Origin of the sequence: Vibrio tetraodonis, assembly GCF_003350295.1 — a bacterium.
Classification (GTDB): domain Bacteria; phylum Pseudomonadota; class Gammaproteobacteria; order Enterobacterales; family Vibrionaceae; genus Vibrio; species Vibrio tetraodonis.
This window is the reverse complement of the sequence record NZ_QLYY01000023.1, coordinates 45250-58707: the sequence shown is the minus strand read 5'-3', so window position 1 is coordinate 58707 and position 13458 is coordinate 45250. Positions and strand designations below refer to the sequence as shown.

Annotated in this window: 10 protein-coding genes; 6 read left to right on the top strand and 4 right to left on the bottom strand. The window is 43.6% G+C overall.

Annotated elements, in window-relative coordinates; translation table 11 throughout:
• Positions 1–7 precede the first annotated feature (7 nt).
• A complete protein-coding gene (locus tag DPF90_RS17355; RefSeq protein ID WP_114787586.1) occupies positions 8–1555 on the top strand; it encodes a methyl-accepting chemotaxis protein in 1548 nt (515 codons plus the stop codon).
• Positions 1556–1601: 46 nt separating this feature from the next.
• On the opposite strand, the gene DPF90_RS17350 is transcribed toward DPF90_RS17355, so the two are convergent.
• Entirely contained in the window at positions 1602–2132 is a 531-nt protein-coding gene (locus tag DPF90_RS17350; protein ID WP_114787585.1) for a 3'-5' exonuclease, read from the bottom strand.
• 307 nt (positions 2133–2439) lie between these two features.
• Between DPF90_RS17350 and DPF90_RS17345 the strand changes: the two genes are divergently transcribed.
• The 3 genes from DPF90_RS17345 to DPF90_RS17335 are packed head-to-tail and all read left to right on the top strand — an operon-like array spanning position 2440 to position 7860.
• Complete coding sequence (locus tag DPF90_RS17345) at positions 2440–3072, top strand: DUF2760 domain-containing protein (protein WP_114787584.1); 633 nt, start codon at positions 2440–2442, stop codon at positions 3070–3072.
• Complete coding sequence (locus tag DPF90_RS17340) at positions 3072–4997, top strand: Hsp70 family protein (RefSeq protein ID WP_114787583.1); 1926 nt, start codon at positions 3072–3074, stop codon at positions 4995–4997. Before DPF90_RS17345 ends, DPF90_RS17340 begins: the two co-directional genes overlap by 1 nt.
• 55 nt (positions 4998–5052) lie before the next feature.
• Positions 5053–7860 carry an Hsp70 family protein gene (locus DPF90_RS17335; protein ID WP_114787582.1) on the top strand — a complete coding sequence of 936 codons (2808 nt, stop codon included), beginning with the start codon at positions 5053–5055 and terminating at the stop codon, positions 7858–7860.
• Between the two features lie 90 nt (positions 7861–7950).
• On the opposite strand, the gene hppD is transcribed toward DPF90_RS17335, so the two are convergent.
• Together hppD and DPF90_RS17325 are read right to left on the bottom strand one after the other, a co-directional pair.
• Positions 7951–9153: a 4-hydroxyphenylpyruvate dioxygenase gene (gene hppD, locus DPF90_RS17330; protein ID WP_162814058.1), complete on the bottom strand. Its 1203-nt coding sequence runs from the start codon at positions 9151–9153 to the stop codon at positions 7951–7953.
• 106 nt (positions 9154–9259) lie between these two features.
• The gene (locus tag DPF90_RS17325; RefSeq protein ID WP_114787580.1) at positions 9260–9733 is read right to left on the bottom strand and encodes a GrpB family protein; all 474 of its coding nucleotides are present in this window, start codon (positions 9731–9733) and stop codon (positions 9260–9262) included.
• A gap of 195 nt (positions 9734–9928) precedes the next feature.
• Between DPF90_RS17325 and DPF90_RS17320 the strand changes: the two genes are divergently transcribed.
• The gene (locus DPF90_RS17320) at positions 9929–11254 is read left to right on the top strand and encodes a CAP domain-containing protein (protein WP_114787579.1); all 1326 of its coding nucleotides are present in this window, start codon (positions 9929–9931) and stop codon (positions 11252–11254) included.
• 62 nt (positions 11255–11316) lie between these two features.
• Here the strand turns inward: DPF90_RS17320 and DPF90_RS17315 are convergent, their stop codons facing one another.
• Complete coding sequence (locus DPF90_RS17315) at positions 11317–11676, bottom strand: DUF6559 family protein (RefSeq protein ID WP_114787578.1); 360 nt, start codon at positions 11674–11676, stop codon at positions 11317–11319.
• Positions 11677–11779: 103 nt separating this feature from the next.
• Here DPF90_RS17315 and DPF90_RS17310 point away from each other — a divergent pair, with 103 nt between their 5' ends.
• A complete protein-coding gene (locus DPF90_RS17310) occupies positions 11780–13342 on the top strand; it encodes a response regulator (RefSeq protein WP_114787577.1) in 1563 nt (520 codons plus the stop codon).
• The last annotated feature ends 116 nt before the right edge of the window (positions 13343–13458 follow it).

Below are 13458 nucleotides of genomic sequence, written 5' to 3'. Positions count from 1 at the left end.
GCTAACTATGCGAGTTACGATTAGTAAGCTCGTTGTCGCCAGTGCGTCGATTTTGACCATTATTGCCATGGCGACGATATCGTTTTTCAACTGGAGTAGCAGTGTTGATGCTATCTACCAGTTAAACAAATCGTCGTACATGCAATCAAGTCACGCTCTAGGTGAACAACTAGCAACCCCTGTTAGGTTTAAAAAAGTAGCTAATATAAAGGAAAAGATCGAGGTCGCACTTCAAAGTCAAAATGGGAACTTGAATGCAATACAAATTTATCTTCCTGACCTTTCATTACTATACAGCAGCAATGAAGTTACTGAGTCTGCCTTAACTGGTATCTTACAAGATAAGACTGTGCTTATTGACCAGACTAATCGCCACCAAATAGGCGTACCCATGTACGCCGGCAAAAAGAAAACCTTGGTAGGATACCTGGTCACTGACTGGAATTTTAATCAGGCACGCGCTCTTGGAAGCCAACTGAGTATTCAATCGTGCATTATTGCGTTTATCTCTGTGGCCGCTTGTATAGCGATTCTCTACGCGCTTCTTAACTCACTGCTTGTGCTGCCACTTCAAAAGCTCATTGGCCTTTGTGACGAACTCAGCTCTGGAGAATGTGATCTAAGTAAACGCCTTGAATTCAAACGCCAGAATGAGTTAGGCAGGTTAGCCCATTGTATGAATCGCTTCATCGCAAAAATGGAGCAAACTTTAATCCCGATTCATCAAGGCGCCGACTCTGTCACATCCATTTCCAAAGACCTAGGTCATTATTTGGCATCGATTGGCAACAAGATTACGCGCCAAAGAGATGATATCAAAACCACAGTTCAAGTTAGTGAACAAGCACAGCGTTCCTTCTCAGTGGTGAAAGACAATACCTTTGATACTTTGAACTCGCTCAATCGCGCAGTAGAAAGTGCCAAGGGAGGCCAGCAATGTTTATTGAGTGCACTACGAGAAAACCGCTCAATGTCGGAGAAAAGTACCCACCTTTATGAAGCAGCCAATGAGGTAAATCGGCAAGTTATCAAGGTCACGGAAATTTTAGGAATTATTCGTAATATCGCCGAACAAACTAATTTGCTCGCACTTAACGCCGCCATCGAAGCAGCGAGCGCAGGAGAAGAAGGCCGAGGATTTGCCGTGGTTGCTGACGAGGTTCGCAGTCTAGCGGAAAAAACCTCCAATTCGACGAACCAAGTAGAGGAAATACTGACCAAACTTGGCAATGTCTCTAACTCTCTGATTCAAATAACAGAGGAAGGAAGCAGTACCAGCGAGGCAAGTCTCAACTCGATAGAAAACGCGGTAAAAGACATAGAAAAAGCGCTCGAAGATGTGTCTCAAGCGGACCAGATGTGTTCAAACATCGCCAATTCATCCGAGTCACAGATAAATGCTATGTCTGAACTTGTTGAAAGGTTGCTCAGCGTTGATCAACAAATCAACAGTCTAGTTGAGGACTCACAGCATATCGAGACCAATAGTGCCAAGCTCTTCTCACAGGCCAGCAGCACAAGCGAGCACCTATCTAGCTATAATCTAGCGGTGTGAGTTCAAACTAAAAGGGTGACGTTAGACAACGACACCCATTATCAATTCAGAGCATAGTCAACGCCAACTTAGCGAGGTTGTAAGCATCGACATAACCAGAATGTTGTCGGCCTTCCCATTCAATGTTTTGTGCTTCCTGAGCCGCCCTATGGCCTGTACGCTTGTCTTTAAAACGGTGCTGCACCCGGTATAATGTCGCCAAGTTAATACATTCGCGAAAAGGCATATCAATCTCCTTCGCTTGGCATTCTTTGGCTAATATCAGGTCATCTCGCCCCCAAGAAGCATAGATTTTATTGGCGCCGCCGAAATTTTTTATCATTGACTTCAAAACGTCAGCCAGTGGACGACCTTGCTTTTCTATTTTACGAGGCGTAATGCCTGTTAACTCTGCGCAAAATAACGAGATTTCATCCTGTTCGGGCTTTACATAGTACTGAGCACGCTTGACTATCTCACCTTTGGTAAGATCGATTTCTGCTAATCCTACTTCTATGATTTCACCTGTTGTTCCGACACCATTTTCATTCCAGCAACACATTTCCAAATCGAAACAAACAATACGGTTATGGTTCATTAATCGCCCAAACTTTAGTTTTCCAACAAAACGACAAATTCTATATTAGTTAAGCGTAAAACTCGACCGGGTACGACTCAATTGATCAAAACGACGTCAATTCTGTCTCTACAGCCTTCAGGTGCGTCATAAATAAGCTAACTGAGACCATAAAATGACTAAAAATAAACCAATCAAATCCGCACGCTTTCTTTTATAAGGGCCTAGCTGGTTGAATGTGGTAATATTTGCCCCAATTTAACCGAATAATAACGACAATGGTGGTCAGCTGTGACCGCTATTTATCCCTTAAATTAAGAGAAATCTCATGACGTTCGATTTACAAATGATCCCTCAAACGTTTGATATGCTGCATGCAGGCCTCACCGTTTCAAGCATTCTTTTACTTCTTATTGCAGTATCACGCAAATCTACAATCGTCGAAAAAGTAGTAGAGAAGCCGATTGAAAAAATTGTTGAAGTCGAAAAACCCGTTGAGAAAATCGTCGAAGTTGAAAAAGTGATTGAAGTAGAAAAGGTCGTAGAGAAAGTGGTCGAAGTAGAGTCTAAGCTAGCAACCGCGTCTACTGACTCCGCAATGCAGCTGCTGTCCATCATGCAGCAAGAAGCTCGTCTGATTGATTTCCTAAAAGAAGATCTCACTTCATTCTCTGATGAAGAGGTTGGTGCCGCAGCAAGAGTCATTCACACTGGCGGACAAAAAGTGCTGAGTGAGTACATTACTCTCGAACCTATTCGCAATGAAGATGAAGAAACGCTCATTACTGTTGAAGAAGGCTTTAACTCACAGCAAGTTCGCCTCACAGGTAACGTCACTGGCAATGCACCATTTAATGGCACCTTAATCCATAAAGGCTGGAGAGCCAGCTCTATGAAGCTACCCAAATTAGCTGAAAACTATGACGCTTCAATTATTACTCCCGCTGAGGTAGAGCTGTAATGGACAATCATAACACGAACTCTGCCCAGACACCTAAATACAGTGTAGGTATTGACTTGGGTACAACGCACTGCGTTTTGTCTTACCTTGATACTGCTGACGAAAGCGCAAGCGTCGAGGTCATGCCAATCGCTCAGTTAACTGCACCGGGGACGGTTGAAAATAAAAGCCAGTTAGGTTCGTTTCTCTATCAACCTCATGAACATGAAATGAACCCAGCTTCGCGCGTATTACCTTGGTCGTCGGAGCCCAAAGCACTAGTGGGTGCGATAGCTCGTAATTTGGGAGCTAAAACGCCTATCCGTCTGGTTGCTAGCGCTAAGTCGTGGCTTTGCCATGGCGGAGTTAATCGCCGTGATGCCTTTCTTCCGACAGGTAGCCCAGAAGAAGTAGAGAAAGTCTCGCCTCTTCGCGCAACTGAGCTCTACTTAGAACACTTAAAAGAAGCATGGAATCATTCGCATCCAAACCATCCACTAGAAGAACAAGATGTGACCATCACGGTCCCTGCCTCTTTTGACCCAGCAGCGCGCGATTTAACCGCAGAAGCGGCAAGAAATATAGGTTTAGCGCACCTAACTTTGCTAGAAGAGCCGCAAGCGGCTTTGTATAACTGGATAGATAACAGTAGTGAGCAGTGGCGCGATCAAGTATCCGTCGGTGACGTTGTTCTTGTGGTAGATATCGGCGGTGGCACCACTGATCTTTCATTGGTTGAAGTCACGGAAGAAGAAGGCAACCTTACCCTAAACCGAATCGCAGTTGGCGAGCATATTTTGCTTGGCGGCGACAACATGGATTTAGCGCTCGCCTATCGACTAAAAATGAAACTGGCGCAAGACGGAAAAGAGCTTCAGCCATGGCAAGTTCAAGCAATAACTCACGCATGTCGGGACGCAAAAGAAGCGTTACTCAATGACGCTTCTCTTGAAGCTGTGCCAATCGTGGTGCCGAGTCGCGGCTCCAAGCTGCTCGGTGCCACTCTAAAAACTGAGCTGACCCAAGAAGAAGTCCAACAAACCCTAGTGGATGGTTTCTTCCCAAAAGTGTCAGTCACAGAACATCCAGTACAACGTAGTCGCGGCGCCTTAACCCAAATGGGTCTGCCTTACGCTCAGGATGCGGGTATTACTCGCCATATCGCTGCTTTCTTATCCAAACAAGCTAACGCGCTGGGGAATGAGAGCGAGCAGGTCGATTACAACCCATTCGCTTCAATGCCGGGGATGGACGGATCTGATACGGTTACTACTGATTTTATTAAGCCCACCGCGATTCTATTTAACGGCGGCGTGTTAAAGTCACAGCTGCTCGCTTCTCGATTAGAAGAAACGATTAATGAGTGGTTGATTGATTCAAACTCGGAAAAAGCGCAGCGCCTGACTGGCGTTGACTTGGATCTCGCAGTTGCTAGCGGCGCATCCTATTATGGCGCGGTGCGTCGTGGTCAAGGTGTTCGTATTCGCGGTGGTATTGCATCTAGCTACTATGTGGGTATTGAAAGCGCAATGCCTGCTATTCCTGGAATGACTCCGCCACTAGAAGCTTTGTGTGTAGCACCATTTGGTATGGAAGAAGGCTCATCAGTCGATATACCAAGCCAAGAATTTGGCTTGGTTATCGGTCAACCAGTGAATTTTCAGTTCTTTGGTTCAAATGTTCGCCGTGACGATCTAGCCGGTGCACACCTTGACCATTGGGGACCTGATGAGTTGGAAGAGCTGCCAGAAATTCAGGTTACCTTACCTATTACCGATGGTCGTAGTGAAGGTGAAGTTGTCCCAGTAACTTTAGCTTCTCGGGTGACAGAGCTTGGTACCTTGTATCTAGAAGCGATTGCCGCCGACAATGATCAAAAATGGCACGTTGAGTTTGACGTTCGCGACGAAGCAAACAACGACTCATCTCATAACGAACTTGCATAATAATTTAACGGCACCTTAAACGGTGCCGTTGCTTCTCTCATCTTCAAGGTTTTTTATGGCATCTCCTCGCTTTCTCGTCGGTATAGATTTAGGCACCACAAATACAGTTGTCGCTTTTTGTGAAATCACAGACAATCTAGAGCAATCAAGCATCTCTCTTTTTGAGATTGACCAACTCATAGGTCCAGGCGAAGTAGTTCGCAGACCTTTATTGCCCTCTTTTCGCTATCATGCAGCCAAAGAGCAAATGTCGCCCCTAGATCTTACCCTGCCATGGGACTCAGAACCAATTTCTGGTGATACAGATAATGTCATCATTGGAGAGTGGGCAAGAGAGCTAGGCGCCAAAGTTGAGGGGCGTCAAGTATCGAGTGCCAAAAGCTGGCTATCTCACCAAAGTGTTGACCGTAACTCAGACATTCTTCCCTGGGCTAGTGCCAATGATGTCACTAAAGTCTCACCTGTTATTGCTAGCGCCAGTTACCTCAATCACATCAGACAAGCATGGAACTATCGTCATCCAAGCAACAAGCTCGAAGATCAAGACGTTGTGGTGACTGTGCCTGCATCATTTGATGAAACAGCGCGTAAACTTACCCTAGAAGCGGCATCTCTAGCTGGCTTAAACAAGATTGTACTGCTCGAGGAGCCACAAGCGGTATGCTATGACTGGTATGCTCGTCACCAACAAACTGCCGCAGATGAACTCAAGCAGTTGCCGCTCATTTTGGTCTGCGATGTCGGAGGAGGCACCACAGACTTGAGCTTAATCGCAGCAAAGCATGAGCAAGACAAACTCTCTCTGGATAGAATCGGTGTGGGTGAACACTTAATGCTTGGCGGTGACAATCTCGATTTAGCCTTAGCTCATCTTGCGGAAGGCCGTTTTAATCAAAGCAAAAAACTCAATGCTGCGAGCCTCACTAAACTGATTCAACAAACTCGACAAGCTAAAGAAGCATTATTGTCCCTTGAAGCGCCTGAAGAAGTAAAAATCACCATGCTTGGTAGTGGCTCAAAGCTACTTGGTGGCACGAAAAGTATTAGCCTTAGTAGACGAGAAGTACACCAGATTGCACTAGACGGATTTTTCCCTTTATCTGATTTTTCAGAAATGCCAAGTAAGCGTCGCAGCGCTATGGTCGAATTTGGTTTACCTTATGTAGCCGATCCAGCGGTCAGTAAACATTTAGCTGAATTTCTCCACCAACACCAGCAAGTATCATCCACCGCTCTTGGCAAACCAGAAAATCCTGAACCCGCCATCCCCGTAGGCCTGCTCCTTAACGGCGGTGTTTTTAACAGCGAGCTCGTCACAAAACGCATTACAAATTTACTTGAGCATTGGCGCGGCTCTCCTATAACACTGCTTGATAATCCTCACCCTGACTGGTCTGTCGCGCTCGGAGCCGTGGCCTATGGCAAAGCTAGGCGGGGCGCTCAGCTCAAAATTGGTGGTGGTTCGGCGCGCTCTTATTTTCTGCATATGCAAGAAAAGAACAACATGGGTAAAGCACTGTGTCTGCTCGCTAAAGGAACGGAAGAAGGCCATGAGATACGCTTAACTGGCCGGCGTTTTGCTCTCACATTAGGAGAGCCAGTGCGGTTTAATCTGCTTACTTCAACCCATGACACCCTGACTCAAAACGTTGCTATCCAGAATGGCATAATGGTGGATGTGGATCCTGATATCTTCGCTCCCCTTCCCCCTTACATCTTGACGTTAGAAGGTGAAGGCGCAGAGCTTCAAGCCAATCAAAAGGAGCGAGTTGAAGTGCAATTAGCCTGCCAATTGACCGAAGTTGGCACGTTAAAAATAGAGTGTGTGAACATCGATGATGACAACAAGCGGTGGGAATTGGAATTTGAAGTCCGCAATCAACAATCTGACGAGTCAGAACAAGTAACACTTCCACCACGCCTTGTTAAGTCTAAAGAGCTCATCACTCGTCTATACAGCGGCAACAAAAAAAGCGCTGATTCAAAAGAAATCAAAACACTAGCAAAAGATCTTGAGAAAAAACTAGGTAAACGTGACGATTGGGACTTTGCTACGTTGCGTCAACTGTTTGATGCTTTTGCCCAAGGACGAAAACGTCGCCGCCGCTCTGAAGCCCACGAAAAGAACTGGCTGCGCTTAGCTGGTTTTTCCCTGCGACCAGGATTTGGTGACGCGATAGACGCTTGGCGATTAGAGCAGGTCTGGGGCTTATATCAACAAAGTATCCAATTTAAAAACCATCAGGGCTGGACAGATTGGTGGGTGTTTTGGCGCCGAATAGCTGGCGGCCTTAATCAAGAACAGCAAGAAACTTTACTTGCCGATATCGCCAAATATCTACACCCGGGAGCCATGAAAAACCCACAGTCCGCGAAAGCAGCCCATGATATGGGGTATGAATCTATGGTTCGACTCGCTGCTTCCCTAGAGCATTTGGATGTAGAAGATAAAGTGCTGTTATCCAGCTGGTTTTTAACTAAAGCTATTAACCATAATCAGTTTGAACAGCCTCATTGGTGGGCATTGGGTCGTTTAGCCGCTCGCACCCCTCTGTATGGAAGCCAACATAGCGTCATCCCCCGAGAACAAGCAGAACAATGGCTGCCCAAGTTACTGGAACAAAACTGGCAAAAAGAGTCCATGATCGGCTTTGCTGCCGTGATGATATGCCGTAAAACAGGCGATCGATTATTTGATATCTCTGATGATTTTCGCCAGCAAGTTCTTACCAAACTTAAACAAAGTAAAGTACCCAAGGCTTGGGTTGAGTTAGTCGCTGAAGTTAAAACGCTTTCGCACACCGAATCGAAACGAGCCTTTGGTGATGCACTCCCCGCGGGCCTATCACTAATCTCTCGCTAAGTTTTTTGGGTGAACAAAAGGCTGCTTTTAAGCAAATAGGCAGCCTTAATTATCTCTGGATATTATGGATTGTGATTTTCTAAATTTAACTCACAAAGTCCCTCTTAGTTTCTGCTGCGCTTCAATTGCGCTAAATAAGGATTTAAAGTTACCAGCGCCAAAGCCATCGTGATTATTGCGTTGCATAAACTCAAAAAAAAGGGTTGGTCTACTTTCTACTGGCCGAGTAAATATCTGCAAGATAAAGCCTCTGTCGTCATAGTCTACGACAATGTCTAATGCTCTCATGGTTTCAATACTGATACCCAAATCTAAATCGTTCTCACAAATAGCGGATTGGAGTTCATCATAATAAGCACTAGGAACAGGTAAGACGTAACACCCTCGCGCTTTTAGAGAATGAACAGTTTGCTCTAAGTTCTCCACACAAATCGCGATATGCTGAATACCACCACAACCATGAAAGTCAACAAACTCTTGTGTTTGTGATCGCCCATCAAAGCGCGTCGACGGCTGATTGACTGGTATTTTGATTCGCTCATCAAAGTCACTGACAACAATTGAATTGAGCCCAGATGTGCCTGTTTGCAATAACTTGTCATCAACCGACCAAAAGCGTCTAAAGCATAACGAGTTTATATAAAAATCAACCACCTCATTCATTTTTCCCTGAGGTTGATTCGCTACTACGTGATCGATTCGGCCCATAGGTACCGGAGGCAAGCTTTCAGCAAAAGTATTGACTAAATTTGGCTCTATTGGATGAAAGCCAGGAAGAAACAAGCCGCGATATTGTTCACTCTGTATAAAGGAATGCACTGTGTTTCCATAGGCGAGCACACTAGCGATGAGTACCTGACCATGCTCATCTTCACTGTATGTAGGCGACAAGATAACTTGAGCGCCATTCGCTTTAGCATGCTCAAACGTTTTTTGTACGTCTTCTACACAAAAAGCAACATCACGAACCGCATCACCATGCTCTTTAACAAAAGGCGCTATAATTTCATCATTTGGGTGCAGTGGTGACTTAACCACAATACAGGCTTGATCCCCTCTCAAAACGTAAGCAGTAAAGTTTTTCTCACCCGTTTCTAATCCGGCATAGGCAATCGTTTTAAATCCTAAATGCGTTTCATAAAACATCTTGGCCTGAAAAGCATTACTGACCCAAAATTCAATATGATGGAAATCAAAATACTCACCACATTCGGGCCGCTGTTCACTTTTGCTATACTTCACTCCCGCATCAGATCCAACCAAGCTTGAAATATGGGATAACTCATTTTGCATAAAACACCTTTTTATCATTATTAATCAGATACTTAAAATAAAAATGCATGGTATTTCAATTTGAATTATTATTACAACTTAAAAATGAACTCTTTCGGGAAATGGGTTATGTATGCCCTAACACTCGCTCTATAAAAACTGATTTTTTTCTACGATAGTCATCTGCAGGCCAACCCTTGCACGACAGTTTTAGCTCATTGTACTCTTGAACTAAGTTAGGGTCTTCAAGAAGCTTATCTCTAAACTTTACAAAGAAATTAAATTCTGGACCATTCGCTACAACTTGGAAGGCTACATCTTCACCAGATCTAGACTCCATCATACATAACTGCGGCGTTCTTAATGTATCGAGTTTCTCTTTAAAGCCAAGCGTAGTAAGTCGTTTCACTGCTTTCTCTAGTTCACTAGCATTGACACCGACAAGTATATCTAAATCACCCTTAGATATTGCATTGGGAATAGAAGAAGAACCAATATGTTCAATGGCCGCATCTGGAAGCAAAGCCGCTATCTTAAGCTCATACTCACGATACAGAACTTCGCAAGAGATCTGATATTCATCGGCTTTGTAAAACTTCATATTTTCCCCTACCAAGTTTAACTATAACCGCTCTGTCAATTAAAAATCATTAATGTATTCACAACGTTAGAAACCTATCATCAATGCAAAATTACAGTCAATGTTTTGCCTTGATTACATTCACCTGAAATTTAACTCTTCGCTATCTGGCAGCATCCCTTAGCCCCAACATAATGTATGACTAAAGGAGAAATTATGAGGCAAGATAATGTATTAGCAGTAATTCTGACTACACTTTCCATTTCAGGATGTGGCGGAGGGAGTTCATCAGGAGACAATAATTCAAGTAGTAGTCCCTCGGCTTCGACTAATGTAAATCCATCATCTAATCAAACGTTTTCAACCCCAAAGGAACAAATACTAAAAGGAAATATGATTTTTGCTATCGAAGGATTAGTTGATAAAGGTGGGAGTGTGTCCAACTATTCTTCGATTCCTGTTAAGCCAAGATTACCTGCTTTCAAAGGTGCTAACACTCGAAAGGTCAATATAAACATTCCTACTCCAACCATTATTATTGATAATGATAGCCGCTGGGTTCATGACTGGCACTGTTATCAAGCGGTCGGGCTAAGTGCGCAGAGGGTAAATAATCAGTTATTGGTAGACGGCACCTTTTCTGAATATCGCTATGACATGGATGCGAATACCTGTACGAGTGAACATTTAGCAACTTATGTGTTTAACAATGCTGTGTTTACTTCATCTTTGGTATTTGAAAGCTTTGGAAGCGTTACATCTAAAACTCAGCAGGGCTCTGAGCAAACACTCCCTACCTACCACTTTATCGCTTTGGCTCATGCCAATCAGTTACAAACGAATTTTGGTAGTGCATGGGAGCAAATGCAAAGACCCCAAATTGCCGCTGCGGCCAAAAACGCTGGTGCTTCAATATTTCAGCTAAATGATTCTTCTGGAGAGATAACCTTGGATATAAGTCAGTTAGATAACGACGTCGTTATAGACTTCGCGTCATTAGATAAAAGTCAAATACTCAGCGGTTCAATTTGGGGTATGCCTGGCCAGGGTGCTGCGGATAAAAGATGGTGTCGAATCGTCAACATCCCAGATGACTTAAGTCATAGCAGTATAAAGTATCAGTCAGTCATTGCGACTAATTGTGCAAGATCGACACAGCGATACTGCGATCAATCTGAGCAATCTGCTGCTGGTATTTATCCGCCAGTTTCGCCCATTGCATGGGACAGTGATACCGCTAACAACGCTCAATTAAACTCAAATGAACAATACAAATTAGATGAGATAGGTCATTTTGTTGTTAATAGCATGGCGCAAAATTCAGCACTCATCACCTCTTCATCAGCTATCAGGCCCATCTTCGGAAATGGTAAGAAAAGAAGTGACGGACAAGTTAACAATGCTGGTGCTGACAGCTGGGCAGGGCACCCAGGGCACTGCCAAAACGTGATGAGTCATCACAGGACCAAAATGGGAATAGGTTTTAGGCAAGACAGATCAGACTCATCAAAGATGTTCTACTGGACCCAAGATTTTAATTAACAACAAGACAGGTGCGGTCTACCTCAGAGTTGGCCGCAACTTAATAGTTCGTTAATTCGTAATCAATAGCGGCTGTGCATACCAAATCGGTGTGACATATCATCATTCATTCGACCACCTTTCCAGCCACCACTAATCAGCAAATTAATCACGTCCTGCGCATTGTAGTGGTTGGAATCGAAAAAATCATTCGCTATGTCATTGCGAAGCAGCTTAAGCGATGGGCTATTGTCTAAGTCGAGATCATCAGGATTAGCAAATAACGCCAAGGCAATCTGCTGCTGACGCTTACATAACAACCTAGCACTTGTGTTAACTTGCCCAAGACTGAAATAATCACGGCTGCCATAGCCTTTTACTAACATAGGCGAGAGTAGCTTAATCACTTTTTTAATTCTACGGCGCTGGATATACCTAAGCATGTTTATCCCCTATCTAAACACTTATCCACTTTAGCGACTTATCACCTTGATCATAAGCAACCAAGTGCCTATTATTTAGGTGGCTAGGTGGAAAAGCATCATTATGAAAAAAAAGTTATCAGAATCGAATATATTGATTATTGATGATTCTCGTACTTCTGTAGTGCTTATTAAACAACAATTAATAGCATTAGGAGCAAAAAGAGAGCAAGTCTTTTCGTCGACAGACTGTAAACAAGCCATAAACATGATTGAATCAAGTTTCTTTGATTTATTGATCGTGGACTACCACTTAGAACAGACTCTCACTGGCTTTGAACTCACCTCTATTTTAATAAACAATAAGCTCATAAACCACAAAGTCGGTATCTTGATAATATCGAGTGACACAAAGCAGGGCACTGTACTTACTGCCCTTTCAGGTAGTGCACGGCATTTTATATCTAAGCCAATTCAAACCAAGTCTCTTGGAGAAAAGTTAGAGCTGATTCTTACTGAGTCGGAAAAAATAGCACTACTGTATGACCTCACTCCGATAAATAACTTTGATAAGATTTCATGTGCTATCGAAGTAGTAGAGCAAGGAGGCGCATCAGCCACAATTGAATCGGTACTAATTGATCTTGTAATTAGCAGTGAGTCATGGGATCTACTGCAACACTTTATTGACACATCTACCCTTAGAAATCATCCAAGTAAGGCTGTCGCACAAGCACACTGTTTGTATCAAACCGGACAAAACCAAGCGGCAATCAATCTTCTACATGATTACTTGATCGAGTCCCCTTTATCTTTGAAAGTCATCGACTGTTTGAGTGAATTATATCGGGAAGAAGGTGAACTCAAACAAGCTCTAAAGTATGCACTCAAATCGTTCGAGCTAACACCCAGTATCAGTAGTCGTGCGATAAGCGCAGTGAATATGGCTGAAAGTTTAGGCCAACGTGAGACATTAATAAAAATAGGCTACACATATGCCTGTCATATTTCATTGGCAGACAAAAATTGGATGAACTCGGTATCGCAATATCTCCTCAGTCTAGAAGGATGCTATAAATCGAGCCCTGAACAACAAATAAGAAGCACTATACTCCAGCACCTTAATAATTTTTATCGTCTAGCCTCGCGCCGTTTGACTCCTCTTCGCGTCCTTCATTTAAAAGCGATGCTCTCTCTATTTCAATGCCATATATTAATTCAAGAAGGGAAAGACGCCCAAGCGCACAACAAGCTATTGCTTGGCCTCTCTCTTTTTTATGAACACGACTATAATTTTCCGTCCATTATCATAAAGCATTACCTTCCTGCTCTTCTCTATTTTGGCGAAACCAAGATTGCACATACCTTCAGCATTCTTCTTAAAAAAACCAGTAGTAGTCACAACTCGTTAGAAGATCTGCCAAGGTTGTTTAGTTATACAACCGTGATTCCGCAGCCAAACTCTCTAGACAGTCTAAAAATGTATATCGGTAAGTATCCATATTCTGTGGGTGCAAAACTCGACTACATCTACAGTCTTTCACAGAATGGCCAAAGGCCTCTGATACTAGAAAATCACTTGAGTGATTTATCATCCCTAGCCCTTCCACCAAACTGGATGCAATGGGTGCAATATGCACGCGTTGAAGGTGTCTATTTACCTCCTCCCGAGCCTTTTAGCATTTAGAGAAAACGAGTGTAGAGTATAGCGATTTGACTCAGTGTAACCGCATCGTTTCTCGGGAGTATTTGGGCTCTACACAAGCCGTAGCATGATTGCTAGGCTTGCGTATGTTTAGGAAA

Coding starts and splice junctions, on each gene's coding strand:
- hppD (WP_162814058.1), bottom strand. CDS start 9,153: ATGCAAAATGAGTTATCCCATATTTCAAGCTTGGTTGGATCTGATGCG.
- DPF90_RS17320 (WP_114787579.1), top strand. CDS start 9,929: ATGAGGCAAGATAATGTATTAGCAGTAATTCTGACTACACTTTCCATT.
- DPF90_RS17340 (WP_114787583.1), top strand. CDS start 3,072: ATGGACAATCATAACACGAACTCTGCCCAGACACCTAAATACAGTGTA.
- DPF90_RS17325 (WP_114787580.1), bottom strand. CDS start 9,733: ATGAAGTTTTACAAAGCCGATGAATATCAGATCTCTTGCGAAGTTCTG.
- DPF90_RS17335 (WP_114787582.1), top strand. CDS start 5,053: ATGGCATCTCCTCGCTTTCTCGTCGGTATAGATTTAGGCACCACAAAT.
- DPF90_RS17310 (WP_114787577.1), top strand. CDS start 11,780: ATGAAAAAAAAGTTATCAGAATCGAATATATTGATTATTGATGATTCT.
- DPF90_RS17350 (WP_114787585.1), bottom strand. CDS start 2,132: ATGAACCATAACCGTATTGTTTGTTTCGATTTGGAAATGTGTTGCTGG.
- DPF90_RS17315 (WP_114787578.1), bottom strand. CDS start 11,676: ATGCTTAGGTATATCCAGCGCCGTAGAATTAAAAAAGTGATTAAGCTA.
- DPF90_RS17355 (WP_114787586.1), top strand. CDS start 8: ATGCGAGTTACGATTAGTAAGCTCGTTGTCGCCAGTGCGTCGATTTTG.
- DPF90_RS17345 (WP_114787584.1), top strand. CDS start 2,440: ATGACGTTCGATTTACAAATGATCCCTCAAACGTTTGATATGCTGCAT.